At 67.0% G+C, this 26,162-nt stretch carries 25 protein-coding genes; 19 read left to right on the plus strand and 6 right to left on the minus strand.

Annotated features, from left to right (window positions below; all coding sequences use genetic code 11):
• Positions 1-2: 2 nt before the first annotated feature.
• From ACQR1D_RS12325 to ACQR1D_RS12350, 6 genes are all read left to right on the plus strand, one after another.
• Entirely contained in the window at positions 3-1,583 is a 1,581-nt protein-coding gene (locus ACQR1D_RS12325) for an FGGY family carbohydrate kinase (RefSeq protein ID WP_434838288.1), read from the plus strand.
• A complete protein-coding gene (locus ACQR1D_RS12330) occupies positions 1,576-2,616 on the plus strand; it encodes a 2-hydroxyacid dehydrogenase (RefSeq protein ID WP_434894122.1) in 1,041 nt (346 codons plus the stop codon). The genes ACQR1D_RS12325 and ACQR1D_RS12330 overlap by 8 nt, the downstream gene beginning before the upstream one ends.
• Positions 2,617-2,634: 18 nt before the next feature.
• Positions 2,635-3,381 (plus strand): class II aldolase/adducin family protein, encoded by a 747-nt coding sequence (locus ACQR1D_RS12335; RefSeq protein WP_434894123.1) that lies wholly within the window; start codon positions 2,635-2,637, stop codon positions 3,379-3,381.
• Positions 3,378-4,886, plus strand: coding sequence for a glycerol-3-phosphate dehydrogenase (locus ACQR1D_RS12340; protein ID WP_434894124.1), 1,509 nt, complete (start codon positions 3,378-3,380; stop codon positions 4,884-4,886). Before ACQR1D_RS12335 ends, ACQR1D_RS12340 begins: the two co-directional genes overlap by 4 nt.
• 213 nt (positions 4,887-5,099) lie before the next feature.
• Positions 5,100-7,688: an ATP-binding protein gene (locus ACQR1D_RS12345; RefSeq protein ID WP_434894125.1), complete on the plus strand. Its 2,589-nt coding sequence runs from the start codon at positions 5,100-5,102 to the stop codon at positions 7,686-7,688.
• Positions 7,689-8,343: 655 nt separating this feature from the next.
• On the plus strand, positions 8,344-8,556 hold the full coding sequence (locus ACQR1D_RS12350; protein WP_315804158.1) for a hypothetical protein: 213 nt from the start codon (positions 8,344-8,346) through the stop codon (positions 8,554-8,556).
• Between the two features lie 281 nt (positions 8,557-8,837).
• Here ACQR1D_RS12350 and ACQR1D_RS12355 read toward each other — a convergent pair whose 3' ends face one another.
• From ACQR1D_RS12355 to ACQR1D_RS12365, 3 genes are all read right to left on the minus strand, one after another.
• Complete coding sequence (locus ACQR1D_RS12355; RefSeq protein ID WP_315804157.1) at positions 8,838-9,410, minus strand: type II toxin-antitoxin system VapC family toxin; 573 nt, start codon at positions 9,408-9,410, stop codon at positions 8,838-8,840.
• Position 9,411: 1 nt separating this feature from the next.
• A complete protein-coding gene (locus ACQR1D_RS12360) occupies positions 9,412-9,780 on the minus strand; it encodes a hypothetical protein (protein WP_315804156.1) in 369 nt (122 codons plus the stop codon).
• A 76-nt stretch (positions 9,781-9,856) separates the two neighbouring features.
• Positions 9,857-10,522 carry a helix-turn-helix domain-containing protein gene (locus tag ACQR1D_RS12365; protein WP_434894126.1) on the minus strand — a complete coding sequence of 222 codons (666 nt, stop codon included), beginning with the start codon at positions 10,520-10,522 and terminating at the stop codon, positions 9,857-9,859.
• A gap of 207 nt (positions 10,523-10,729) precedes the next feature.
• Between ACQR1D_RS12365 and ACQR1D_RS12370 the strand changes: the two genes are divergently transcribed.
• The 4 genes from ACQR1D_RS12370 to ACQR1D_RS12385 all read left to right on the plus strand — a co-directional run bounded on the left by ACQR1D_RS12370 (position 10,730) and on the right by ACQR1D_RS12385 (position 14,468).
• Positions 10,730-12,226: an amidase gene (locus ACQR1D_RS12370; RefSeq protein ID WP_434894127.1), complete on the plus strand. Its 1,497-nt coding sequence runs from the start codon at positions 10,730-10,732 to the stop codon at positions 12,224-12,226.
• Between the two features lie 39 nt (positions 12,227-12,265).
• A complete protein-coding gene (locus ACQR1D_RS12375) occupies positions 12,266-12,616 on the plus strand; it encodes a RidA family protein (protein WP_315804153.1) in 351 nt (116 codons plus the stop codon).
• Positions 12,617-12,632: 16 nt separating this feature from the next.
• Complete coding sequence (locus ACQR1D_RS12380; protein WP_315804152.1) at positions 12,633-13,871, plus strand: NAD(P)/FAD-dependent oxidoreductase; 1,239 nt, start codon at positions 12,633-12,635, stop codon at positions 13,869-13,871.
• 222 nt (positions 13,872-14,093) lie between these two features.
• Positions 14,094-14,468 (plus strand): hypothetical protein, encoded by a 375-nt coding sequence (locus ACQR1D_RS12385; RefSeq protein ID WP_315804151.1) that lies wholly within the window; start codon positions 14,094-14,096, stop codon positions 14,466-14,468.
• Between the two features lie 57 nt (positions 14,469-14,525).
• Here the strand turns inward: ACQR1D_RS12385 and ACQR1D_RS12390 are convergent, their stop codons facing one another.
• Both ACQR1D_RS12390 and ACQR1D_RS12395 read right to left on the minus strand, forming a co-directional pair.
• Positions 14,526-15,719 (minus strand): polysaccharide deacetylase family protein, encoded by a 1,194-nt coding sequence (locus tag ACQR1D_RS12390; RefSeq protein WP_316218257.1) that lies wholly within the window; start codon positions 15,717-15,719, stop codon positions 14,526-14,528.
• Positions 15,720-15,959: 240 nt separating this feature from the next.
• Positions 15,960-16,796 carry a polysaccharide deacetylase family protein gene (locus tag ACQR1D_RS12395; protein ID WP_316218258.1) on the minus strand — a complete coding sequence of 279 codons (837 nt, stop codon included), beginning with the start codon at positions 16,794-16,796 and terminating at the stop codon, positions 15,960-15,962.
• Between the two features lie 109 nt (positions 16,797-16,905).
• Between ACQR1D_RS12395 and mgtE the strand changes: the two genes are divergently transcribed.
• The 8 genes from mgtE to ACQR1D_RS12435 all read left to right on the plus strand — a co-directional run bounded on the left by mgtE (position 16,906) and on the right by ACQR1D_RS12435 (position 23,572).
• Positions 16,906-18,324, plus strand: coding sequence for a magnesium transporter (gene mgtE / locus ACQR1D_RS12400; RefSeq protein WP_434838280.1), 1,419 nt, complete (start codon positions 16,906-16,908; stop codon positions 18,322-18,324).
• Positions 18,325-18,405: 81 nt separating this feature from the next.
• Positions 18,406-18,681, plus strand: a complete 276-nt coding sequence (locus tag ACQR1D_RS12405; RefSeq protein ID WP_315718360.1) for a helix-turn-helix domain-containing protein — start codon at positions 18,406-18,408, stop codon at positions 18,679-18,681.
• A 76-nt stretch (positions 18,682-18,757) separates the two neighbouring features.
• Positions 18,758-19,576: an aldo/keto reductase gene (locus tag ACQR1D_RS12410; protein ID WP_315804147.1), complete on the plus strand. Its 819-nt coding sequence runs from the start codon at positions 18,758-18,760 to the stop codon at positions 19,574-19,576.
• A gap of 147 nt (positions 19,577-19,723) precedes the next feature.
• Positions 19,724-20,596 carry a hypothetical protein gene (locus tag ACQR1D_RS12415; RefSeq protein ID WP_434838279.1) on the plus strand — a complete coding sequence of 291 codons (873 nt, stop codon included), beginning with the start codon at positions 19,724-19,726 and terminating at the stop codon, positions 20,594-20,596.
• 129 nt (positions 20,597-20,725) lie between these two features.
• Positions 20,726-21,385 carry a glutathione S-transferase family protein gene (locus tag ACQR1D_RS12420; RefSeq protein WP_316181807.1) on the plus strand — a complete coding sequence of 220 codons (660 nt, stop codon included), beginning with the start codon at positions 20,726-20,728 and terminating at the stop codon, positions 21,383-21,385.
• A 239-nt stretch (positions 21,386-21,624) separates the two neighbouring features.
• On the plus strand, positions 21,625-21,816 hold the full coding sequence (locus ACQR1D_RS12425; RefSeq protein WP_315718364.1) for a hypothetical protein: 192 nt from the start codon (positions 21,625-21,627) through the stop codon (positions 21,814-21,816).
• A gap of 299 nt (positions 21,817-22,115) precedes the next feature.
• Complete coding sequence (locus ACQR1D_RS12430; RefSeq protein WP_315804144.1) at positions 22,116-23,108, plus strand: hypothetical protein; 993 nt, start codon at positions 22,116-22,118, stop codon at positions 23,106-23,108.
• 23 nt (positions 23,109-23,131) lie between these two features.
• Complete coding sequence (locus ACQR1D_RS12435) at positions 23,132-23,572, plus strand: DUF1489 family protein (protein WP_315804143.1); 441 nt, start codon at positions 23,132-23,134, stop codon at positions 23,570-23,572.
• Positions 23,573-23,744: 172 nt separating this feature from the next.
• Here ACQR1D_RS12435 and panC read toward each other — a convergent pair whose 3' ends face one another.
• Positions 23,745-24,596, minus strand: coding sequence for a pantoate--beta-alanine ligase (gene panC / locus ACQR1D_RS12440; RefSeq protein ID WP_434838277.1), 852 nt, complete (start codon positions 24,594-24,596; stop codon positions 23,745-23,747).
• 261 nt (positions 24,597-24,857) lie between these two features.
• Here panC and ACQR1D_RS12445 point away from each other — a divergent pair, with 261 nt between their 5' ends.
• Positions 24,858-25,781 carry a division plane positioning ATPase MipZ gene (locus ACQR1D_RS12445; protein ID WP_315718368.1) on the plus strand — a complete coding sequence of 308 codons (924 nt, stop codon included), beginning with the start codon at positions 24,858-24,860 and terminating at the stop codon, positions 25,779-25,781.
• Positions 25,782-26,162 lie beyond the last annotated feature (381 nt).

Consider the following 26,162-nt stretch of genomic DNA (forward strand, 5'->3'; position numbering starts at 1 on the left):
CCATGACCTCGGCTGCGACCCGCGACGTGATCATCGGCATCGACGCCGGGACCTCGGTGATCAAGGCGGTCGCGTTTGCGCGGGATGGCCGCCAGCTCGGCGAGTTCGCGATTCCGAACAGCTACACCACCTTGCCCGGTGGTCGTGTCGAGCAGGACATGGAGCGGACGTGGACCGACACTGTCGCGGCGTTGCGCGGCCTGGGCGGCGCGCTGCCGGACCTGTCCCGTCGCGCCGCCGCGATCGCCGTGACCGGGCAGGGCGACGGCACCTGGCTGATCGACGCGGACGGCCGCCCAGTCGCGCCCGCGCTGCTGTGGCTCGACTCGCGCGCGGCAGGCTTCGTTGAGACCTTCCGAGGCGGCGAGCGCAACGCCGCGCATTATCAGCGCACCGGATCGGGGCTCAACGCCTGCCAGCAGGGGGCGCAGCTGGCCTGGCTGCAGGCGCATGACGCAGAGATGCTCGAACGCGCGGGTACGGCGTTCCATTGCAAGGATTGGCTCTACTTCAAGCTGACCGGCAAGCGGGCGACCGATCCGTCCGAGGCGACGTTCTCCTGCGGTGACTTTCGCCGGCGCGGCTTCGACGGCGAAGCCGCGCGTCTCGTCGGCATTGCCGATTCCGCGCGCCTGTTTCCAGATGTCGTCGATGGTGTCACGACGACGCATGGCTTGACCGCGGCGGCCGCGGCCGAGGCGGGCTTGCCCGATGGCGTGCCGGTGTCGCTCGGCTATGTCGACGTCATCTGCAATGCGCTCGGTGGTGGGCTGTATGATCCCGCACCCGACGTCGGCTGCACCATCATCGGCTCGACCGGCATGCACATGCGGCTGGTGAACGGCGCCGACGCGGTCAAGCTGAATGCCGAGGCGACCGGCTATACGATGCCGTTCCCGGTGCCCGGTCACTATGCGCAGATGCAGTCGACCATGGCTGCGACCTTGAACATCGACTGGCTGCTCGATGTCGCGCGCGGCGTGCTCGCCATGGAAGGCATCGCGAGGTCGCGCAATGATCTGATCCGGCGCCTCGACGAGCATGTGCTCGCGGCGAAGGTGGGCGAGCTGCTGTATCATCCGTTCATCTCCGACGCCGGCGAACGAGGCCCCTTCGTGTCCCACGAGGCGTCCGCCCAACTGGTCGGCCTGCGCATCCGCCACGGCTACTGGGATCTGATGCGCGCCGTGATGGAGGGACTGGCCTTCGCCGCACGCGACTGCTACGCGGCGATGGGACCGCTGCCGAGGGAAATTCGCCTGACCGGGGGCGCGGCGCGCAGCCGCGCGCTCGGCGCCATTCTTGGTGCGGCACTTGGCAGCACGATTCGAGTCTGCCGTCGCGAGGAGGCCGGCGCATCGGGCGCGGCGATGATCGCGGCGGTTGCGACCGGGCTCTACCCGGACATGATGATCTGCGCGGAGGAATGGGTGAGACCGTATCTGGATGAGCCGCAAGCGCCGGATGCGGCGCTGGCGGAACGTTATGCGCAATTGTTCCCGGCCTATGTCGACGCCCGTCTTGCGGCACGGCCGGTCTGGAAGCAGCTCGCCGCGCAGCGCACGGGTGCCGATCATGTCTAGCTCCATCGCCATCATCGGCGACCGCTTCATGCTGCCCTCGGTGTTTGCCCAGCGCATCACCGCCATCTGCGGCGATGGCATCGACATCCGCATGCTCGAGCAGCCCTGGCCGGACGAGCCGATGGAGCACGGCTATGCCGGCTCGAAGCTCGACGGGCTCAAGGAGTTCATGGGCGATCCTGATGAGCTCGCTGAGTTCATCGGCGAGGCGCCCCTGCTGGTCACGCATCTCGCGCCGATCTCGCGCGCGATGCTGCGGCGGCTGCCGAGCCTGAAATTCATCGCGGTGTCGCGCGGCGGCCCGGTCAATATCGACATGCAGGCGGCGCGCGATCACGGCGTGCTCGTCGTCAATACGCCCGGACGCAACGCCAGCGCGGTGGCGGAATTCACCATCGGCGCGATGCTCGCGGAGACCCGGCTGATCCGCAGCGGCCACGAGTCGATGCGGGGCGGCGAGTGGCGCGGCGATCTCTACCGCGCCGATCGCACGGGACGTGAGCTCGGCGAGATGACAGTCGGCATCGTGGGCTATGGTGCGATCGGCACCCGCGTGGTGAAGCTGTTGAAGGCGTTTGGCTGCAAGATCTTGGTGGCCGACCCCTACGTTCAGCTCAGCGCGCACGACCGCAACGACGGGGTCGAGCATGTCGCGCTGGCCGAGCTGCTGTCGCGTGCCGACGTCATCAGCCTGCATGCCCGCGTGACCGCGGAGACCACCGGCTTCATCGATCGCGACGCGCTGGCGCGAATCAAGCCGGGTGCGATCCTGATCAATACGGCCCGCGGGCCCCTGGTCGACTATCACGCGCTCCATGACGCGCTCAGCTCGCAGCGGCTGGCGGGCGCGATGCTCGACACCTTCGCCGTCGAGCCGGTCCCGCCGGACTGGCCGCTGCTGCAGCTCCCCAACGTCACGCTGACGCCGCACATCGCCGGCGCCTCCGTGCGCACCGTCACCTTTGCCGCCGACCAGGCGGCCGAAGAGGTTCGCCGCTATCTGGCCGGCGAGCCGCCGCTCAATCCCTGCTGACGACGAAAGGTTTTCGACATGAATCGCGAGGAACGGCTGATCCGCGAGACCATCATCGCCAAATGCCGATGGATGAATGCGTCGGGGCTGAACCAGGGCACTTCGGGCAACATTTCCGCCCGCTACAAGGACCGCATGCTGATCACGCCATCGGCGACGCCCTATGACTCGATGAAGCCGGAGATGATCGCGGCGATGCCGCTCGAGGGGGACTACGGTTCCTGGGAGGGGCCGTTGAAGCCGTCGACGGAATGGCGCTTTCATCTCGACATCATGCGCGGCCGTCCGGATGTCGGCGGCGTCGTGCACACCCATTCGACCTACGCCACCGTGCTCGCCATCTCGCGCAAGCCGATCCCGGCCTGCCACTACATGATGGCCGCGTTCGGCGGCACCGACATTCGCTGCGCCGGCTATGCGCGGTTCGGCACGGCCGAATTGTCCGAGCTTGCGCTGGAGGCGCTGGAAGGCCGCAACGGCTGCCTGCTGGCCAATCACGGCATGATCGCGGTCGGCCCCAATCTCGACAAGGCGATGTGGCTTGCGGTCGAGCTCGAGACCATCGCGAAGCAGTACTATCTGTCGCTCGCGCTCGGCCAGCCGCACATCCTCGGCGACGCGGAGATCGCCGAGACAGCGCAGGGCTTTTCCACCTATGGCCTGCAGGAGCCCAAGGCGAAAGCGGCGAAGCCGGCCAAGACTGCGACGAAGGCGCGCGCCGCTGCGCGCAGCAAGCCAGAGAAGAAGCGCAGCAGCAAGCGATGAATGCGACGGTCTCACGCAGCGGATCCGATCACGGTCTGTTGGACCTCGCCGTGATCGGCGGCGGCATCAATGGCGCTGGTATCGCCCGTGATGCCGCCGGCCGCGGCCTGAAGGTGCTGCTGTGCGAGAAGGACGATTTCGCCCAAGGCACCTCGTCGCGTTCGGGCAAGCTGATCCATGGCGGCTTGCGCTATCTTGAGTACTATGAGTTCCGCCTGGTGCGCGAGGCGCTGATCGAGCGCGAGGTGCTGCTGGCCTCGGCGCCTCACATCATCTGGCCGATGCGCTTCGTGCTGCCGCACTCGCCGGAGCAGCGTCCCGCCTGGCTGGTGCGCACCGGGCTGTTCCTCTATGACCATCTCGGCGGCCGCAAGCAGCTGCCGGCGAGCCGCAACCTCGACCTCGCGCATGAGCCGGAGGGCGCGCCGCTGCGCCCCGAGTTCCGGCGCGGCTTCGAATATTCGGACTGCTGGGTCGACGATGCCCGGCTGGTGATCCTCAATCTCGTCGATGCCGCGCACAAGGGAGCCATTATCCTGCCGCGCACCCGCGCCGTGAGTGCGCGGCGCGAGGGCGATTCCTGGCGGCTGGAGATGCGCTCCGAGAATGGCGAGGTGCAGATCGTCCGCGCGAAGGCACTGGTGAATGCCGCAGGTCCCTGGGTGCAGGACGTGGTGCAGGGTGTCGCCGGGCTCGACTCCGCGCACAATGTGCGGCTTGTCAAAGGCAGCCATCTCGTGGTGCCAAAATTCTGGAGCGGATCGCAGGCCTATCTGCTGCAGAACACCGACCGCCGCGTCATCTTCGTCAATCCCTATGAGACCGATCTGGCGCTGATTGGGACCACCGACATCGTGCATGATGGCCGCGCAGACGACGTCGCTGTCGATGGTGCTGAGATCGACTATCTGCTCGCGGTGCTCGATCGCTATTTCCGGGCCGCGCCGGGCAAGGGTGATATCATTCACGCCTTCTCCGGGGTGCGGCCGCTCTACGATGACAACGCCGACAATCCGTCGGCAGTGACGCGCGACTACGTGTTCGAGGTGCACGGTGCACCCGGGCAGCCGCCGCTGCTGTCGATCTTCGGCGGCAAGATCACGACGTTTCGCCGGCTCGCCGAGCAGGCGATGGAACGCCTCGCGCCGTGGTTTCCGCAGATGGCGCCGGCATGGACGGCGGGCGCGCGGCTTCCGGGCGGCGATCTCGGCGCGCCGTTCGATCGGTTCCTTGCCGATCTCGCCGGCGCGTATCCGGGATTGCCGCGCGATGTGGTAGCACATTATGCGCGGCTCTACGGCACCCGTGCGCGCGATCTGCTCGGAGCGTCCCGCAACGTCGGCGATCTCGGCCGCCATTTCGGTGCCTCCTTCTATGAGCGCGAGCTCGTTTTCCTGCGCGAGCAGGAGTGGGCCGTCACGGCCGCCGACATCCTGGACCGGCGTACCAAGCATGGCCTGCATCTGAGCCGCGCCGAGCGCGAGGCGTTCGAGCTCCAGCTTTGATCGCGTCTTGACGCGTCGAGCCCCTCCGCGACCGCCGCAGCCCCTGGCGGGTACCGATGACACGCCCTGGCAAACCGTGCTATCGAGCGCCCGCGATATGGATCGCGACGCGCCTGGAGACGCGGAATTCGGCACAATCCGGACCTTCGCCGATGCTTGACGCGCCGATCGATTCACAATCAAACCGCCCGACGACCTCCTGAATGCGACGCCATGCCGGACCAGATCAAAGCGAGAGCCGACCATCGGCGCGGTCCGCGGCAGGCAGGCATCGTCGACGCCTGGACGAGGTTCGCGTCCGGCTCCTGGATGGACCGGCGCTGGACTCCCTGGATCATCGTGCTGAGTGGCCTCGTGCTGGCGCTGCTGTGTGATGCCTTCGTGGCGCACATGCTTTCCGTCAACTATCGGGAGACCTATCGGACGACCGAGGCCGCCAACGGCGATCTCGCCCGCGCGCTCGAAGAATACATGCTGCGCAACATCCAGGGCGTCGACGTGCTCTTGAACACGACGATCGACAGTCTCAAGCAGGACCCATCGCTGCTCACCGCCGGCAATCCGGCGCTGATCAACGAGTTGAAGCGCAGGGTGGTGCCGTACCCCGCCGCGGGCGGCATCGTCGTGCTGGATGCGGACGGCAATCTGCTCGGCGACAGCGCCGGCAACGGAGTTCCCGGCCGCGAGAACAATTTCGCCGATCGGGCCTATTACAAGGTCCAGCGCGATGACCCCGGCCGCGGTCTCTTCATCGACGTGCCGGTGGCCTCGCGCGTGAACAGGGGTCTGTTCATCGCGGTCAGCCGCGCCTTTATGATGCCGGACGGACGATTTGCCGGCGTGATCGTCGTGGCTGTCGACTACGAGAATCTGCGGCAGTTCTTCCTGTCGCTGAACGTCGGGCAGCGCGGAACGGTGACGCTCTATCGCGACGACGGCACGATCCTGCTGCGCACGCCGCATGCCGACGATTTCGCCGGCCGCAACGTCCGGTCCAATCGGCTGTTCAGTCTCTATCTCCCGCAGGCCCCTCACGGCAGCTTCGAGGGCAGCGGCATGACGGACGGAACGTCGCGGAGCATCAGCTATCGCCGCGTCGCCGGCCTGCCGTTGGTGGTGACCGTGGCGCGCGACCCGATCGAATATCTGGCCGGCTGGAAAAACAATGCGCTGTACTACAGCGCCATCGCCGCCGGGCTCAATCTGCTGATCGCGGGATTCGGCCTCGTCCTGGCGCGGCAATGGCGGCTGCGCGCGGCGTCCGAGCAGGCGCTGCGCGACAATTTCGAGCAGCATCTGCTGGTCACGGAGAACGTGCCCGCGCTGATCGTCCAGGTCGGCGCCGATGGTGACATCCGCTATGCCAACCGCGTCGCGCGCGAATGGTATGCGCAGCCGCCCAGCGGGATCGGCCGCAGCCGCCGGATCGACGACTACATCGATCCGGCCCGGCGCGGCGAGGTGAGGCCGAAGATCGAGGCCGCGCTGGCCGGCCGGACCGCGGGCGGCGAGGAGAAGATCGCGTTTCCCGACGGCCGCGAACGCTGGTGCGAGACCATCCGGGTGCCGGATCGCAGCCAGGACGGCACGGTGCGCGGCTATTTCGTGCTGTCGGTCGACATCACCGAGCGCAAGCGCATCGAGGACGAGCTGCGGCAGGCGCAGAAGATGGAGGCCATCGGCCAGTTGGCGGGCGGCATCGCGCACGACTCCAACAACATGCTGGCGGCGACGCTCGGCAATCTCGATCTGCTGCTCGACGCGCTCCCGCCCGGCGAGAGCTCCCGCCGCAGCATGGTCGAGCGGGCGATCGAGGCGGCGGAGCGGGTCGCCGACCTCAACCGCCGCCTGCTCGCCTTCGCCCGCAAGCAGGCGCTGCAGCCGCAGGTCACCGACGTGAACCAGCTCGTCAGCGGGATGACGACCATCCTGCAGCGGACGCTCGGCGAGAACATCGAGATCGCATTGGCGCAGGACCCGATGCTGTGGCACTGCCTGATCGACCCGACGCAATTGCAGAACGCGCTGCTCAATCTGGCGCTCAATGCGCGGGATGCAATGGACGGCGGCGGGCGCCTGACGATCACGACGACGAATGCCGTGCTCGACCAGCCGCTCGACGACGGCGACGAGCGCATCATGCCCGGCGACTACGTGACGATCGCGGTGTCGGACATGGGAGCCGGCATGCCGCCCGAGATCGCGCGCCGCGCCTTCGAGCCGTTCTTCACCACCAAGGAGTTCGGCAAGGGCAGCGGCCTCGGCCTCAGCATGGTCTATGGCTTTGCGCGGCAATCGGGCGGCACGGTGCTGATCGACAGCCGGGTGGCGGAAGGCACCTGCGTCACGCTGTATCTGCCGAGCGCGGGGCCGGGCGCCGGCAGTCGCGCGCGGGCCGGTGCGGCGCGGCTGGCGCGGCCGCAGACCGGCGAACGGATCCTCGTGGTCGAGGACAATCCGCTGGTCGGCGCGATGGCATCGACCATGCTGACCTCGATGGGCTACGGCCCGGTTGTCGTCACCCATGCGACGGCCGCGATCGCCGCGCTGGAGCGGCCGGATCCGTTCGCGCTGCTGCTGACCGACATTCTGCTGCCGGACGCCATGACCGGCATCGACCTGGCGCGCGAGGTGCGCCGCAGATGGCCGGAGCTGCCGATCGTCTTCATGTCCGGCTTCGCCGATCCCTCGCTGGTGCCGGAGGAACTCCGGGCGACGACCGCGCTGCTCGCCAAGCCGTTCCGGCTCGGCCAATTGTCGGAAGCGATCGTGTCGGCCCTGGCCGGCCGGAAGGCGATCTGAGCCCGCGGCGATCATGCGGGGAGCGATCCATCATTCGTCCGATCGTCGGCGCCGTCCGGGCAAGTCGTCTCCGCCTCGCGGCGCGCGATGCGTCCGAGCTGTGCCGGTCGTTTCGCCCTCGAAAGCCGAGGGCGCGGGGAATGCCGGGTGCTGGCCGCACCCATGGCCCGCCTGCGAACAAGAATGCAGGCGGCAGGAACCACAGGTTCAGCCGAGGCATCCCGGCATTCCCCGCGCGATGGTTTTGACGGCTTATACGTCCTCTCCCCGGGGACCGGCTGTCTTGCCCCCGTCGCCCGCGCAACGCGAACGCGTTGTCGCGCGCTTGGCCTCAGCACCGGGTGGCCAGGACCCTACGATTTCGCCGGCGCAACGGCTTCGTTCGTCCGCATGACCTTCGTCACGCTGCGAGCCGCTGCGCCCACCGCATCCCACCCCGCGTGCCGTGACGATCGCGATACGCCCCTCGTGCCGAGGCGGGATGGGGAGATACAATCATGATTTCCGATAAAGCGAAAGAGGAATATTTTTCGCGCGGGGACTGGACAGTGGTGATATAATTGAGCCGGCGGATGAAAAGAGAATTTCGGCGCAGGCGACCCCCACCGCGAAGCCAGCCGGACTTCCGTCTAATTACGATGCGACCGGCCGCGAGATGATCGACGCCGTCCGCCGCGTCGTCGGCCGTCCCGACCTGCCGGTGAAGCCGTTCCCGTGGATCACGCTCTGGTTCGCGGCGCCGTTCGTGCGCTTCATGCGCGAGGCGATCGAAATGCGCTGGCTGTGGAAGCAGAGCCTCGCGCTGGACAATGGCAGGCTGGCTAGCCTGCTCGGCGCGAGTCGCATACGCCCCTCGATGATGCGGTGAGGGCGGCACTCGTGCCCATCACCTGAACCATTCACTCGCGAAAGGAGCGACCGTGATCACCGCATTGTTTGCGGCGCCGCTGACACGCGCCCAGTGTCTCATGCTTGTCCTGCTCATCGCGGCGCAGGTCGCACTCTTTGTTGCTCTGCTGATCGCGCCTGGCCAGGTCATCAACTGGTCATCCAGTCTGCGCCCGCCTGGCGCGGAAGCTCTGCCGCTGGTCGTGCGCAACCTTTCAGCCATGAAGGCCGGCTACTGGCGCGATGTCCTGAAGGCCTCCACTATGGTTCACGCCGTCTGTAAAGCAGCGCTCGACCCGCGGGGACGAGTTGCAGCAGAAGGTCGTAATCCGCGACGTTCGCGGTAAGGACGACCAAACCGAGCTTCTGGGCCTGAAGAAACAGCACACTGTCCTGAAGTGCGCGCAGCTTACCGTCTCGTTCGTAACTCTGAAGACGGCAAAGGATACCCGAAAGGAGTGCTGCGCGCCCGAGCGTGTCGCCATCAGGTGCAAAGGTGCGATGGGGTGGCATCGCTTTGATGTGCTTTCCGATCACATCGATGACCGGGGCTGTGCGCGGATCAGAGGGGTTCAATACGCCGACCGTGTGCATCAACTCCTGAATCGCAACTGTTGAGTGATTCACTTGCCGATGTGCGATCAGATCGTCGAGAATCGGAGGTGATCGATCCTGCATCTGGTCGATGTAGACGCAGGTGTCGAGCAAAAGCCCCTGTCCAGCGATCAGGGTCGCGTCAACAAATGGTAGTTGGTCATCACTTCTTCGGGGCAGCGTTTTCCACGGGTCGAACCGCGCCCATCGTCGTGCGGCATCGAAATCGAACGCCGCCACGTCAAAAACCGAGCTTCAGCTTCGGATCCGCCGTACCACGCGACCGTTTGAACACATCTGCGAAGTTGTCCTCAAGCGCGACCGTTGCGAGGGCAAATTCGATCAAGTCCGTATCCGTCTCGATGCCCGTTTGCCGCTTCGCTTGGCGGACAAGTGCAGAACTCACCCGGCCGCCGATACGACCTTGTTTGTCTTTCAGCAGACCCGACCGCTCGGCTGCCCGCATCACCGCCTCGAACCGCGTCTCGCTCCCGGCGAACTGGCCAGTTGCCGCTTCGCGGTGAATCCGCGAACTGCTGCCTGCCGCGCCCTTATCTCGGCGGGTTGGTGATTTGCCGGCGGGGGATTTGGTCATGGACGCTTCGATCATGTTAGACAAAAGCTGCTATTGTTCAACGTAGCACTTCACCACACGGATATCAACGGAGCAGCAGACCGCTCCGCCCTCACTCCACCGCATCTTTCTTAGCGATCCTGTGCAGTTGCTCGAACAGATCCGACTGCTCGCTCGTACACAGGCACACGCCCTGCGCCGACGCCGCTTCGCTCGCGTTGAGGTAGGCGTGGCCCATGGTGCTGTCGAGATACATGCCGTCGCCCTCGTGCAGGATCTCCGGCGCGTAGAACTCGGTGTGCACGGCGATGGTGCCGCGGGTGACGAGGAAGTACTCCTCGCCGCTGTGGCGGAGCAGGGGGCCGAACTCCTCGAGCGTGCGGGCGCGCACCTCGGCGATCATCGGCACCATGCGCTTTCCGATCAGGTCGGTGCACTGATAGGTGTAGGTGTAGAATCGGGTGTTGACGATCTGGCCCTGGCCGGCGCGGCTGACGCTGCGCCGGGCGGTCACCGGGCGGCCCGGCTCGGGGCGCGGCGAAGCAGGGCTGAACAGCTCGGCGATGTCCATCTGCAGGCCCGAGGTGAGCTGCAGCAGCTTGTCATAGGTCAGCGACATCAGGCCGTTCTCGACCTTGGACAAGGTCGACAGCGCCATCCCCGTTTTCTCCGCGACCTGCTTCAGGGTCAGGCCGCGCGCCTGCCGGGCCGCCTTCAGGCACTGGCCGAGCTGGGAGTGCGGGCCTTCGGCTGAAACGCTGATGGCAGTGTCTGTCAAAGCGATCTCCGGAAAATCCGTTAGCGGATCAGGCGTGCCGATGGCCGGGGCAGTTCGGGCAATCTCGCCCCAAAGCGCAGGAAATTCAATTGTGTGCTCCGACGTCCGAAGGTCATGCGTGGACAGCGGTGGAACAATGCGTTTTCAGGTCGTGCATTCGATTTCTTATATGCTAAATAGTTTTCCGAAACGGAAAAGAGAAGCCCTGTGCAATCGATTTGCGACAAGACCGCCGTCGAGCTGGTCAAGCTGCTGAAAACAAAGGCGATCTCCCCGGTTGCGCTGCTCGACTCGTGTCTGGAACGGATCGCGGCGGCGAACCCGGCGGTCAACGCGGTGGTGACCCTGGATGAATCTGGCGCCCGGGCGGCCGCCAAGCGCGCCGAGGCCGAGATCGTCAGGGGCGAGGACAGGGGGCCGCTGCACGGCCTGCCCGTGCTGATCAAGGACACCCAGGACACCGCCGGGATGCGCTCGACCTATGGCAGCCCGATCCTGGCCGACAATGTCCCGGCCGTCGACCAGGCCTCGGTGGGCCGGCTGCGCGCGGCCGGCGCGATCATCTTCGGCAAGACCAACACGCCGGAATGGGCGGCGGGCGGCAACACCCGCAATCCCGTGTTCGGCGCCACCGGAAACCCGTTCGATCCCACGCGCTCGGCCGCCGGCTCCTCCGGCGGTTCGGCGGTCGCGCTCGCCTGCGGCATGGCCCCGCTGGCCTCCGGCTCCGACACCGGCGGGTCCTTGCGCAATCCGGCCGGCTTCTCTGGCATTGTTGGGATGCGGCCGTCCTACGGCCTCGTCGCCAGCGAGAAGCGCGCCCATGGCTGGTCGTGCCTGTCGACCGACGGGCCGATGGCGCGCGACGTCGCCGACACCGCGCTGATGCTGTCGGTGATGGCAAGCGACGATGCGCGCGATCCGCTCGCCTACACCTTGCCCGGCGAGGCCGTGCGCGGCGCGCCAGCGCGCTGGGCGGTGCCGCCAGCGGTGGAACTGAACAAGCTCAGGCTCGCCTTCACCGAGGATTTCGGCTTCGCGCCGACCGAACAACTGATCCGCCGCGCCTTCCGTGCGCGCGTGTCGCGCATCGCGCCGCTGTTTGCCGAGACGCACGAGGGCGCGCCGGATTGCAGCGGGGCCGACGAGACCTTTGCGGTGCTGCGCGCCTCGCTGTTCCTCACCCAGCACGGCAGGAATTTTCGCGAAAGGCCCGACATGCTCGGGCCGAACGTGCGCGCCAATGTCGAGGAGGGGCTCGGCTACAGCCTCGAGGATTTCTCGCGCGCGAGCGCCAACCAGACCCGGATCTATCGCGCCTATCAGAGCTTCTTCGCCAGCCACGACGTGCTGATCAGCCCGACCATCACCTTGAGCCCGCGGCCCTGGGCGGAGCTCTATCCGGCCGAGATCGACGGCGTGCCGACGCGGTCCTACTTCCACTGGCTGGCGCTCGCCTATGCGGTGACCCTGGCCGGGCATCCCGCGCTCAGCCTGCCGCTCGGCCTCGACGACAACGGCCTGCCGTTCGGCCTGCAGATCGTCGGCCCGCGCGGCGGCGATGCGCTGGTGCTCGGCGTGGCCGCGGCGCTGGAAGCCGCCTTTGCCGACGACGCCGAGCTTCGCCGTCCGCGGCCGGATCTCGCAAGGCTCGCGTCGCTGCCGCCGCTGGCGCAGACGCCGGGCTTCATGGCGTGGGATTGAGGCGGCCCTCATGATCACTACATCCTGGAGCGACTAACGATGTCCGACGCCCCCTCATGGCCGTTCTCGCTGGTGCGCCGCGCCGGCGGCCTGGTGTTCCTGTCCGGCGAAGTGCCGGTCGCCGATGACGGCAGCATTCCCGAAGGGATCGCGGCGCAGACCGACCTCGTCTTCAAGCACATCGCGGAAACGCTGGCCGGCGAAGGCCTGACGCTCGACGACATCGTGTCCTGCATGGTGCACCTCGCCGACAAGGCGGATTTCGCCGCCTACAACGAAGCCTATCGCAGGCACTTCAAGGATCCGCTGCCGGTCCGTACCACGGTGCAGGCGCAGATGATCGCGGATGTGAAGATCGAGGTCACCGTCGTCGCGGCGGCGCGGACCTGAGGTAGGAGTGATGACGATGCGAAGCGCGATCGTTCTCGGTGGCGGCATGGTTGGCGTCGGCACGGCGCTGCATCTGCAGAGCCGCGGCTGGTCAGTGGCGCTGGTCGACCGCAGGGAGCCGGGCCGCGAGACCAGCTATGGCAATGCCGGCATCATCCAGAGCGAGGCCGTCCGGCCCTACGCGATGCCCTATGATCTCGCCGGCGTGCTCGACATCGCGCTGGCGCGCACCAACGACGTGCATTACAGCCTCGCGGCGCTGCCCTATCACGTCCGGCCGCTGCTGCAATATTGGTGGAATTCGTTCCCCGCGCGCCACGAGGTGCTGACGCGCACCTATGCGCAACTGATCGCGCGCGCCGCGCCCGAGCACGAGCCGCTGATCCTCGCGGCCGGCGCCGGCAACCTCGTGCGCCGCGACGGCTTCCGCGTGCTGCACCGTACGCAGGCGCAGTTCGACAAGGAGGCCAGGGAGGCCGAGGCGGTCGGCAAGGCGTTCGGCGTCAAGTTCAAGCTCTTGAGCGCGCAGCAGCTCAAGCAGGCCGAGCCCGGGCTGATCGACAGCGGCATCGGCGGCCTGCACTGGCAGGAGCCGTGGACCGTGTCCGATCCCGGCAGCCTCGTCGCCTCCTATGCCGAGCTGTTCACGCGTCGTGGCGGCAAGCTGCTGCGTGGCGACGCGACCACGCTCGCGCAGGCGGGCAGCGGCTGGGCCGTCACCACCGCGGAGGGACGCATCGAGGCCGAGGCCGTGGTGGTCGCGCTCGGGCCGTGGTCGCCGGAGTTCCTGACGCGGTTCGGCTACGACATCCCGATGGTGCGCAAGCGCGGCTATCACCGTCACTACACCGGCGGCGCGCCGCTCGATCTGCCGCTGCGCGATGCGGCGCGCGGCTATCTGATGAACCCGATGGCGCTCGGCGTGCGCATCACGACCGGCGCCGAGCTGTCATCGCCGAATGCGAAATCGACCCCGGTTCAGCTCGGCAAGGCCGAGGCTGCCGCGCGCCAGCTCATCGATCTCGGCAAGCCGGTCGAGCCCGAGCCGTGGATCGGCACGCGGCCGTGCATGCCCGACATGCTGCCGGTGGTCGGCCAGGCGGCGCGTCACAAGGGCCTGTGGCTGCATTTCGGCCACGGCCACCAGGGCTTCACGCTGGGGCCTGCGACCGGCCGCATCCTCGCCGAGCTGATGAGCGGCGAGGCGCCGAGCGTCGACGTCGCCGCCTGCGCGCCGGCCCGGTTCGGCGCATAGTGCGGGAGCCGCTGCAGCCCTGCAATTGCAGGCTGCAGCGGCGCCTGCCGGGCAGTCCCTTGTTTACCAAGCGGGCCTGTTCTGGCGCTGCAAAATCTCCACTTCACGAATTCGCAAGCCCGCTCTCCTAGGGTGACGCCGGTTGGACCAGGACGCGGGGGCGAAACGCGTTTCGTGAGTTCTGTCGTCGGCCAGTGATCCGAACATCATGTGGGGGAGCAGATGAACTTCACGGGCCTCGTGTACCGCTTCGTCTCGAATTTCGTATTTCTCGCGGCCGTCTATCTCAGCCTGAACTACGTCGAGAAGTACCAGAACCGCGCCGTGCTGGCGCTGGTGGTGCTGATCTATGCCGGCATGCGCGCCGTCACGGTGGTGCGCACCTTCCACTTCTTCGGGCGGATCGAGAAGATGGAGTCGGACGTTCGCCGGCTGGCCGGCATGCTGGGCGACGGGCCGGTCGGGCAGGTGGTCAGTAGGCAGGTGGTGTCCGACGTCGGATCGCTGCGCAAGGACGGCGAGAAGAAGTCCTACATGGACCTGTTCTTCCTGGCGGCCGCCGTCATCCTCTGCGTCAGCAAGCTGGTCTCGAACTGATCGCGCGCGGCGCGGGCGAATCGTCTTCGCGTCCTCACCTGCAACATCTGCGAATGTTCAGCGCCGCCTGAGGCTGGCGAGGCGCACCGGGCGCGGCGCCGGCTTGGCGGCCACAGCCTTCGGCGCCGGGCTTTCGAGCCGGGCCAGCTGGCGCCGCTGCGCCGACAGCGGCGCGACAGGCGGCCATGCGAACAGATCGGACGCCGGCGCTGCCAAGGCCGGCGCCGCAAGCCGCCGCGCGAGCGGCGGACGCGGCCATGCCGGCTTCTGCGCGACACGTCCGACGGCCGCCGGCACGTCGAGAATGCCGAAATCATCCAGCCTGGCGCGGGCCCCCGTATCGGCGCCAGCGAGATCGACGGGCGCGATCCTCGGCCAATGCGCCACCGGGGTCTCGTCCGACGGGCGGTGCACCAGCCAATCCTCGGGCTCGGTCGGCGTCGCCGGAAGGTCCGGCGTCGCCGCCACGACGTGGACGACGCGGTAGTTCTTGGCCTTGAGCTCGGCGAGGATCTTCGGCAGCGCCGTCACGGTGCGCGCATGGATGTCGTGCAGCAGCAGGATGCCCTTGCCGCGCGCCTCCAGCCGCTTCATCGCGAGCTCGTAGACCTTGGCGCCGGAGATGTTGCGCCAGTCGTCGGCGAGGAAGTCGGCGCTCCAGAGCTGCAGGCCGAGCGAGGCGGCGTAGCTCTCCACGGCGTCGCCGCGCAGCAGGCCGGGCACGCGGAAGAACGGCGACAGCGCCGACGGATCGGTCAGCGCCGCCGTCGTCCAGGCGATGCCCTGGTCGACCTCGGGCTTGACCTGGTCGAGCGTCATCTTGTTGAAGCTCAGCGGATGGTTCTGGCTGTGGGTGCCGATGGTGTGGCCGGCGGCCGCAAGCTTCCGCACGCCCTCGGGATCGGCCTTGGCCTGGCGGCCGATGGTGAAGAACGTCGCCTTGACGCATTGATCGGCGAGGATCTGCAGCACCTGATTGCTGTACTTGGGCAGCGGGCCGTCATCGAAGGTGATGACGACCTCGTGATCCTTGAGCGGCAGCGTCTCCTTGTACTGCATCGCGCCGATGCGCGGATGCTCGCGCGGATCGACCACCAGGACGCGTGACGTGCCGAGCGCGTTCGGATGCCCGGGACAATCGGCCACCGGTGCGGCCGACGATCCGACACTGGAGGCGAAGCACGCGACGGTGCCCAACAGCACTGCGAGCCATGTTGGCCGTCCGACGCAAGCCCACCGACGATCACGCATCACGCTGCTCACATTCCCTTCACCGTCCCGGCTCCTTCGGCCAGGGTCTTCCACGATCGATGATGTGTCGCAGCCGCGCGGAACGGGCAAGCGACCGCCAAGACATAGCAGGGATGTGCGGCTGTCGCGAGATGACATCGTTCCGGGTTCCGGTTTGCCCGCGGCTGTTGCCGGATTGCAAGCGGCAGAAATCGCCGCAATCACGGCAGTCGAGCGTAGACGGCGGTCCTGAACGGCGGATTAACCACCTTCGTGCGGCGGCGTCGGCGCGGCTGAAGGGCGCTCGCTATGCTCCTCGTGATGCAAATCCTGCGGCGGCTTCGGCACCACATGGACCACGCGATAGCCGTGTGTCTTCAGGTAGCGCAGGAACGCCGGCAGCATGGCCACCGTGCGCGGCTGCGGGTCGTGCAGCAGGATGATGCCTTTGCGCGCCTGGTTCAGCCGGCTGGTCAGCCGATGGAGAGTCTGCTGCGGCGACAGCGGGTTCCAGTCGCCGGCCCAGAAGTCGGCGCCGAACACGACGATGCCGCGTGACTGCAGCAGGTCGAGCGTCGCCGGTGTCGATTCGAAATAGGGGAAGCGGAAGAAGGGCGTCGACGGCGTGGTCGTCTCGACGCCGTTGAGCGCCTTCTCGTCGGCGGCGATGCCGCGATCGATCTCATCGACGGCCTGTTCCGGCGTGATGTGCGCGAGATGCGCATGCGTGAAGGTGTGATGACCGACCGTGTGGCCTTCGGCCGCGATCTTGCGCACCAGCGCGGCGCGGCCCGATGCGGGCTGGCCAACCAGGAAGAAGGTCGCGCGCACGCATTCCCTGGCGAGCGCGGCGAGCACCTTGTCGGTCATCGGCGGCGACGGGCCGTCGTCGAAGGTCAGCACCACCTCGCCGTCATGCAGCGGCAGCGTGTCCGGGAAGCTCTTCAGGCCGACGCGCGGATGTGTCGCGGCGTCGACGGTGAGAATGCGCGACGTGCCGAGCGTACCTTCGCGCGGGCATGCGGCGGGCGCGGCCGCGGCGACGTCAGCCGCGAGCAGCGCCGCCACGACGCCGGCCGCGTTTACCCATCCCGTCATCGATCGCCAAGGCCGCATCTTTTCCCGTTGCGCTCGCTGTTGCCGATTATGTAATGCGTGAAGCACAAATCAGACCATTTGCTCTGAAATCAAGCGCGTGAGGCACGTCATGAACGAGACATCGGACGTTGCCCATGCTGATGCAACTCTACGCGATCGCGCGCCGATGCGCACCGAATCCGGCGAGATTCGCGCCGAATTCATCGCGGCCATCACGGCGGCCATCGCCGCCGAGGACGAGGCGTTCCTGCGCGCCGAGGTCGCCGAGCTGCACGAGGCCGATCTCGGCGACCTGATCGCGGCGCTCGCACCGGACGACCGTGTCCGGCTGGTCGAGCTGACCGGCACCGATTTCGACTTCTCCGCGCTGAACGAGGTCGACGACGCGGTCCGCGAGGAGATCCTCGAGGAACTCGAGCCCGAGACCGTCGCGGAGGGCGTGCGCGAGCTCGAATCCGACGACGCCGTCGAGCTCTTGGAAAGCCTCGACGAGGAGGACAAGGAGGAGATCCTCGAACGCCTGCCGCCGTCCGAGCGCGACGCGCTCGCGCGCAGCCTCGATTATCCCGAGGGCTCGGCCGGCCGCCGCATGCAGCGCGAGTTCATCGCGGTTCCGCTGGGCTGGACGGTCGGCGAAGCCATCGACTACATGCGCGAGACGCAGGATCTGCCCGAGCGGTTCTACGAGATCTATGCGGTCGACGACGCACGGCATTGGCAGGGCGCGGTGTCGCTCGATGCGCTGCTGCGCGCCCGCCGTCCGGTTCCGCTGGCCGATCTGATCGACGAGGACCGCCGTCGCGTCACCGTCACCGACGATCTCGCCGAGGTGGCGCGGCTGTTCGGCAAGTACAATCTGGTCGCAGCCCCCGTGGTCGATGCCGAGAACCGGCTGGCCGGCGTCATCACCATCGACGACGTGGTCGACGTCATCGAGGAGGAGGCCGACGAGGATTTCAAGGCGCTCGGCGGCGTGTCCGGCGACGAGGAGCTGTCCGACAGCGTCTGGACCATCGCCAAGGGCCGCTTCAACTGGCTGCTGATCAATCTTGCCACCGCGTTCCTGGCGTCCTCGGTGCTCGGCCTGTTCGAGGGCCAGTTGCAGCAGATGGTCGCGCTCGCCGTGCTGGCGCCGATCGTCGCCAGCCAGGGCGGCAACGCCGCGACCCAGACCATGACGGTCGCAGTGCGCGCGCTGGCGACGCGCGAACTCGGGCCGAACAATGCGATGCGGGTGGTGATGCGCGAGGGGCTGGTCGGGCTCGTCAATGGCCTGGCCTTCGCGCTCGTCACCGGCATCGCCGCCGTGGCGTGGTTCAAGATGCCCGGGCTCGGCATCGTGATCGGGCTTGCGATGATCTCGAATCTCGTCGCGGGTGCGCTGGGCGGCATCCTGATCCCGATGGTGCTCGAACGGGTCCGCGCCGACCCGGCGGTGGCCTCCGGAACCTTCGTCACGACGGTGACCGACGTGGTCGGCTTCTTCTCGTTTCTGGGCATCGCCACGCTCTGGTTCGGCCTGAAATAACCGCTGCGCCTGAACGACTTATATCGTTAATCCGGCCTTAACGCGGTTCGGCGAGACTGTCGCTCGACACGGAGTCGGACGATGCAACGCTTGCGGCTGAAGGCAGATGGACGGATCGTGGAGCTGCGCGACGGCGAGGAGATTCCGCTGGCGCCCGCGGCTCCGCTCGAAGTGCGCGATCTCAGGCGGCGGGTGCATCTGACCCAGCAGGAATTCGCCGCCAAGCTCGGTGTGCCCGTCGAGACCATCCGCAATTGGGAGCAGGGCAAGCGCATGCCGCGCGGCCCGGCGCGCGCGCTGCTCACCGTCATCGCGCATGCGCCCGAGACGGTGTTTGCCGCCTTAGCCAAGACTTAAGCCAACCACGGGTCGTGCGTTGGCAACGCCCGGCGTGTGCCTACATAATGTTGCACGCGCTCTGGAGTGCACGGCCATGCTGATGATCGAGGCCAACGGTGCCAGGATTCCCGCTTTGGGTCTCGGAACCTGGGAGCTGCGCGGGCGCGCCTGCAGCCGCATCGTCGAGCAGGCGCTCACCCTCGGCTACCGGCACATCGACACCGCGCAAGTCTATGAGAACGAGCAAGAGGTCGGCGAGGGCCTGCGTGCGTCCCGCGTCCGGCGCAACGAGGTGTTCCTGACCACCAAGGTGTGGACCACGCATTTCGCGCCGCACGATCTCGAGCGCTCGGCCAAGGAGAGCCTGGTCCGGCTGCGCGTCTCCGAGGTCGACCTGTTGCTGCTGCACTGGCCCAATCCGCACGTGCCGCTGACCGAGACGCTCGGCGCGCTGGCGCATGCCAAGACGCTCGGGCTCGCACGCCATATCGGCGTGTCCAATTTCACGGTCGGTCTGCTCGACGAGGCGGTGGCGGCGTCGCCGGAGCCGCTGGTGTGCAACCAGGTAGAGTATCATCCCTATCTCGATCAGACCAAGGTTCGCGAGGCCTGCGCGCGCCATGGCATCGCGCTCGTCGCCTACAGCCCGATCGCCAAGGGCAAGATCAAGAACGATCCGACCTTGACGCGGATCGGCCGCGCCCATGGCAAGAGCCCGGCGCAGATCTGCCTGCGCTGGCTGGTGCAGCAGAGCGTCGTGGCGATCCCGCGCACCTCCAAGATCGAACGGCTGTCCGAGAACCTCGACGTGTTCGATTTCGAGCTGTCCGAGCAGGACATGGCCGACATCTTCGCGATGGGCAGTCCCGAGGGGCGGATGACCAACTTCGCCTTTGCGCCGAAATGGGATTGAGGGCGGCGCCCGCGCATTTATGCTAAAGCCTGACATGACAGGGCGCGGCCGGCGGGCCGCACGACGGCGGTTGCCGCATTCCCTGCCGATGATCGGAGCGATGGCGCGACGCGCACCTTCGCGTATGCGCGGGCGTAGTGAAGCAGCATGGAACGTTGGCAGTTCATCCGTTGGGGCATCGCCGCGTCCGTGCTCGCGCATCTCCTGATCGCCGGTGGGGTCATGGTCTCGACCACGGTCCGGCCTTATGAGCTGCCCAAGAGCGACGAGATCGAGGTCAACATCGTCGACGCCGACGAGCCGCAGAAGACGCCCGAGCCCGTCGCCACGCCATCGCCATCCCCGACGCCGGATCTGGTGCTGCCGCAGCCGGACCCGAGCGCCTCGCCGGCGGCCGCCGCACCGCCACCGCCCAGTCCCCCGCAGGACGCCAAGGAGACCCCCAATCCTCCGATTCCGGCCGCGCCGGCGGCGAAACAGCCGGCGCCGGCAGCATCGCCCAAAGCGGTGAAGACGGCCGCAAAGGCGGAGAGCAGATCCGCCGTCAAGCCGGCGCCGCCACCCGTGCCGGCACCCGCGCCGACCTATGTGCCTCCCGAACCGGATCTCACGGTGAAGTATGGGGTCATGCTCGGTCTGCCCGAGCCATTGTCTCCGTTGCCGCGTCCCGGCGGCCCGGAGGACGGCAAGGACGCCGGGCCGACCGCGACGACGAACCTCGCCGCCAATCTGGAAGCGGCTCTGCGGCAGAAGGTCAGGAGCTGCGCGCGGCTGCCGGCCTCGCTGTCGCTGTCGGACAACGTGCTCATCAGGCTGCGCTTCGGCATGACACCCGATGGACGGCTGGCGACAGAGCCGGAGGTGATAGAGGTCGTCGCGGCCTCCAAGGCGATCCAGCTCAAGGAGAGCGCGGTCCAGGCGTTGAATGCCTGCCAGCCCTACGCGATGTTGCCTCCCGATCGCTACGACGAGTGGAAGGTGATCGAGATGTCGTTCACGCCGCAAGATTTCGCCCGCTGATCTGCGGCCGGGCGCTTCGCGCTTGTGTGTCGACGCAACGGCCGATCATCCTGTATGCGTCGCCGATAGCATGAGCGTCGACGGCGCGGCTGCGCGGGCCGTCCACGCCCAACACGGAGACGGTGCGACATGACGCTGAAGCTGGTGATCGGCAACAAGAACTATTCCTCATGGTCGATGCGGCCCTGGCTGGCGCTGCGCGGCTGCGACATCGCCTTCGATGAGATCGTGATCCCGCTCTACACCGACGATCCCGCCGACAAGGCGCGCATCCTCAAGCATTCCCCGGCCGGCAAGGTGCCGATCCTGATCGATGGCGCGATCAGCGTGTGGGATTCGCTCGCGATCATCGAATATCTCGCCGAGCGCTTCCCGCAGGCGGGGCTGTGGCCCGCCGATGCCGCTGCCCGCGCCCATGCGCGATCGGTCTGCGCCGAGATGCACTCCGGCTTTCCGGCCTTGCGCAACGAATGCCCGATGAATCTCCACCGGCCGGTGCGGCCGGTGGAACTGTCAGCCGATGCCAAGGCCAACATCGCGCGGATCGAGGACATCTGGCGCGACTGCCGTGCCCGCTACGGCCATGGCGGGCCGTTCCTGTTCGGCCGCTTCGGTGCCGCCGACGCCATGTTCGCCCCGGTGGTCACGCGCTTCCACAGCTTCGCCATTCCGGTCGCCGCTGAGACCCGCGCCTACATGGACATGATGATGGCGATGCCGGCTTTCGCGGCCTGGGTGAAGGACGGCCTCGCGGAGGACTGGGTCATCGAGCGGGTCGAGAACGTCTGAACGGTCTCGTCTGTTCGCGATTTGGTCCGTGGTGGACGAGCGCGCCCCGAGCCGCTCGTCCAGGAATACCGTTTGCGGACCCATCCCGTTGAAGAATCTCGCAATCTCCGCGTTTGCCACGTCGTGAGGTCGCTGGTCAGGGCGGGCGGCGGCGTGATATAAGCGCGATATTTATAAAGACACGCCGGCTCGGGCAGCGGGACCAGGGGCTCTTGCCGGCATGCGAGCAGGAGAGGGCGTTGAAACACAAGTTCCCCATTGGGGCGACCGTCTATTTCACCGCGAGCAACGTCTCGCGTCCGGCGGCCACAGGCACCTACGAGATCATCCGCCAGCTTCCGACGGAAGACGACGACTGCCAGTATCGGATCAAAAGCTCGACGGAAGCCTTTGAGCGGGTTGCCAGAGAGAGCCAATTGGCCTTGTCTTGAGAACCACGTGCCGCGTCGGCGGACGCGGCCGCCGGAGACGTAGCCGAAGCGAGAGGGAGAGGTGCCACGCGTTCGGGAGCCGTGGCGCGAGACGATGACGATTGCTGCGCGATCCCTTTTGGGGATAGCGGGTAGCTCCACACCATCCGGCGCCCGCAGGCGCATGGAATCGTCTTATTGTCTTGGTGGGGCCGCAATCGATCGGGTGATCATTTGAATTTGATGATCGTTTCACGGCCGTCCCATGTAGGGACGCCATCGGGGCCGCTTTCGCTGGCCCACGTCAGGAACAAGCGCGCATGAACTCGACCTGGCCTTCCTCGTTGGATCAGCTCTTGAACTCACCGGCGTTCCCGATGTGGCTCACCGTTGCCGCGGCGGGTTTCTTTGCGCTGGTCGTCCTGACGACGCTGCTCAGGGCCGAGAAATCGGTCGCCAACGGCGCGCTGACGGTGATCACGCTGCTGGCGGTCGGGATTGCGGTGGCGTCGATGATGCGGAGCCAGGATGCGACCCCGCGTGGCGCCAATGGCGATCCTGCGGTGACCGCCTCCGTCGGCCTCTCGCCGCCCGCGCTGGCCTGCGTGGATGATCTCGCCGGCGATCTGGTGCTCGCGAATTGCGAGAAGAGCCTGTTCGGATCGGCCGAGATGACGGCCGCTGCCGTCAGCTATGCGGCGGGCATGCTGAGCCGGCTGTCCCAGGTGGGCGACGTCGCCAGCGCCAACAAGGTGATGACCGCGGAGCTGCTGGCGCTGCGCCGTGCCGTCGAGCGCGATCGCTATGGCCTGATGGCCTATGTGCTGCTGACACGCGACCGCTGCACGCCGAGCGATTGCGTGATGTTCCGTGCCGTGGGCGATCGCCAGCAACTGATGAACAACATGGAGGGGCGGACCTATGAGGGGCTGGTGACGCGCTACGCCTCGCAGTGGAATGCGGCGCCGGGCCAGCCCGTCGCTGGAACCTTTGCGGGATTGGCGCCTCCAGGGGTGGCGCCGTCGGCGCCGAGCGGCAAGCCGACGACCGCGGAATTTCCCAGCTCGGCGAACACCCCGCCGGTCAGCATCATGAATCCCGAGCCGACGGCCTCGACGCGCTCGGCCGCCCCGGCAGCCGCGGCGCCGAAACCGCCGACGCAGCTTACGCCGTCGCCCGCAGCCCCACCGAGCGTTGCTGCCAGCCACGCCCAGGCGCCGGCGGCCAAGAGGGCCGCGCCGAAGCCGAAGCCGGCCGCTGCGGCGCCTCAAGCGGCGCCTGAGGCCGCCGAGCCGGCCGCCAACAACGAATAGATCCCGCTGGTTGAACCGCCATCATGCCTCTGCACCTGATCAAGCTCGCCGTCGGCTGCGAGTCCGTGAAAGAGCTGAAGGAGTGGATCGCCGAGCGCATGCTCGCGGCCAAGAAGAAGGGCCTGCCGCAGCAGCACGTCCATGTCACGCGGATGACGCCGAAACGGGTCGAGGACATCCTCGCCGGCGGCTCGCTGTACTGGGTGATTCGCGGTGAGGTCGCCGCGCGCGAGAAGATCGTCGGCATCGAGCCGTTCCGCGACGGCGACGGCATCGGGCGGTGCCGCATCATCATGCAGCCGAAGGTGATCGCGGTGTCGCCGCGGCCGATGCGTCCGTTCCAGGGGTGGCGCTATCTGACCGCCGAGGATGCGCCGGCCGATCTCGGCAAGGCCAGTGCGGCGGGCGTCGAAGCCATGCCCGAGCCGCTGCGCCGCGAGCTGCGCGATCTCGGGTTGCTGTAGCACCTCGACGTGCCGGTGGTGTTGCGCGTGAGCATCTCACGCGCGGCGGAAGTTCAGCCTCGCTCGCAAGGGCAGGGCGTACGTTCGAGGCGGCGTCGGCTGCCGTTGCCTCTGCCTTGCGGGCGAGGGAGCCGCTCACGGTGTCTTGGCGGACCGCCGGTCTCCCGGCGCCTCACGCCGCGATATTGTCGATCAGTCGCGTGGTTCCGATCTTCGCTGCGACCAGGATGCGCTTGGGTCCCGACTCGTTCGGGGCGATCGGCGCCAGCGTCTCGGCGTGGCGGACCTCGAGATAGTCCAAGGCGAAGCCGGCTTCGGTGATTGCGGCGGCGCCATCATCAACCGCCGCCTGCATGTCTTCGCCGGCGCGCAGCCGGGCCGCCAGCTCCTTCAGGACACGGTGCAGCGTCGGCGCCGCCCGCCGCTCGTCTGCCGAGAGGTAGACATTGCGCGACGACATCGCGAGTCCGTCGCGTTCGCGCACCGTACGCGATCCGACGACGCGGACGCCGAGATCGAGGTCGCGCGCCATCTGGGCGACGACGCGGAGCTGCTGATAGTCCTTCTCGCCGAAGATCGCGACGTCCGGCCGACATTGCGTGAACAGCTTGGCGACCACGGTCGCCACCCCGCCGAAGAAATGCGGACGGAAGCGGTCCTCCAGCCCGGCCAACGCCGCGCCTTCCGGCACGATCCGCGTCGCGAAGCCGTCCGGATACATCGCCTTCGCGTCGGGATGCCAGATCAGATCGACGCGCTCGGCCGCAAGTTTCGCAACATCCTCCTTCCAGGTCCGGGGGTAGGACCCGAAATCCTCCGTCGGCGCGAACTGAGTCGGGTTGACGAAGATCGAGACGACCACCTTGTCGGCGCGGCGCTTCGCCTGCCGGACCAGCGAGATGTGCCCTTCATGCAGCGCGCCCATGGTCGGCACGAGCGCGATGCTGGCTTTTCTCGCGCGCAAGCTGTCGAGCTCGCGGCGGAGGGCGGAAACGGTGCGGGCGACGCGCGGGCTTCGTGACATTTTTGCTCGATCTCACAGCGAAAAATTGCGGTTGCTCTGTTCGGCCTTGACGCTCGGGCGACCGCCCTTAACAAGGACGCGGCACGCCGCTCAGCATACTTGAATACGCCTGTTAGCACGTCTCCGCGTCCGATGCGGAGTTGGTAAACGCGCGCGTCAAGTAGTAGCGGAGGATGCTCCCCCGTGGGATTCACGATGACGATGCATTTCACTTGACCGCAGACGACCGTGACTCGAAGATGATCGTAAGAGGTCGACAACATGCTGGTGCAGACTAGCCAAGGACAATCGGGCTCGGCCCACGTGGTTGTGCTTGGAAACGAGAAGGGCGGGTCGGGCAAGTCGACCACCGCCCTGCATATTGCCGTGGCACTCCTGAAGGCTGGCCAGCGTGTCGCCACGATCGATCTCGATTGCCGCCAGCAGAGCTTCACCCACTACATCAACAACCGGAGCGCCTGGGCGCGCCGCACCGGCCTGCGCCTCGAGCTGCCGACGCACTACTGCATCCAGCTCGGCAGGACGTTGCAGATCGACGAGAACGAGAACACCGAGTTCCAGCAGTTCATGGAGGCCGTGAGCGCCGTCGAACGCTCGTTCGACTTCATCGTCATCGATACGCCCGGCAATGACAGCTACCTGATGCGCCTGGCGCATTCGATGGCGGATACGCTGGTCACGCCGATCAACGACAGCTTCCTCGACTTCGACGTGCTGGGAACGGTCGATCCCGCGACCTATGCCGTGACCGGCGAGAGCCATTATGCGGAGATGGTGCGCGACGTCCGGCGCAAGCGCCGCCAGGTGGACGGTGCGATGACCGACTGGATCGTGGTCCGCAACCGGCTGTCGATGCTCGGCTCGCGCAACAAGCAACTGGTCGCCGACGGCCTCAAGGACCTGTCGCTGCGGCTCGGCTTTCGCGCCATCGACGGCTTTGCCGAACGCGTCGTCTATCGCGAGTTCTTCCCGCGCGGGCTGACCGCGCTCGACGACATCGACGAGGCGACCCTGGGCACTCGCCCCAATCTTGGCCACGTCACGGCCCGGGAGGAGGTCACCAGCCTGCTGCGTCAGCTCAAGCTGCCGCTGGATGAGCGCGGCCGCCGCCGCGCCGCGAACCGCGCCGAATGGTTCGCCCAGGTCGACAAGCCGCTCGACCTGCACGACATCATCAGCGCCTGAATACCGTCCGCATTCAGGCGAGACCTCGCCTGAGACATTGTGCGCGTTGAACGTGCCCGCGGCCTGGTTAAACAATCTCCTGACAGCGGTGGCGAGTAACGGCGCGTTCAGCCTGTTTGGGCCGGACGGAAGAAGATTTGTCTCAGGTCAAGGCCGCAGCCGCCAATTTCGCTAGATTACCGTCAAATTCATGACTGATTTGAACCTGACGTTCAGGGCTCAAGTCACAAGAGGGGGCGGTGGAACCCGCTCTGCTGCACAGCAACTAGGTGCGGCGCACAACGAACGGGCGACGGATACACAACATTTGGTCTTCCTGTCACAGCGCCGTTACATATATTAAACAGAACGGGTCGCGAGAGTCTTACAGGTTCAAAACTA

The sequence above is a fragment of the Bradyrhizobium sp. HKCCYLRH2047 genome (assembly GCF_051168175.1).
Lineage (GTDB): Bacteria > Pseudomonadota > Alphaproteobacteria > Rhizobiales > Xanthobacteraceae > Bradyrhizobium.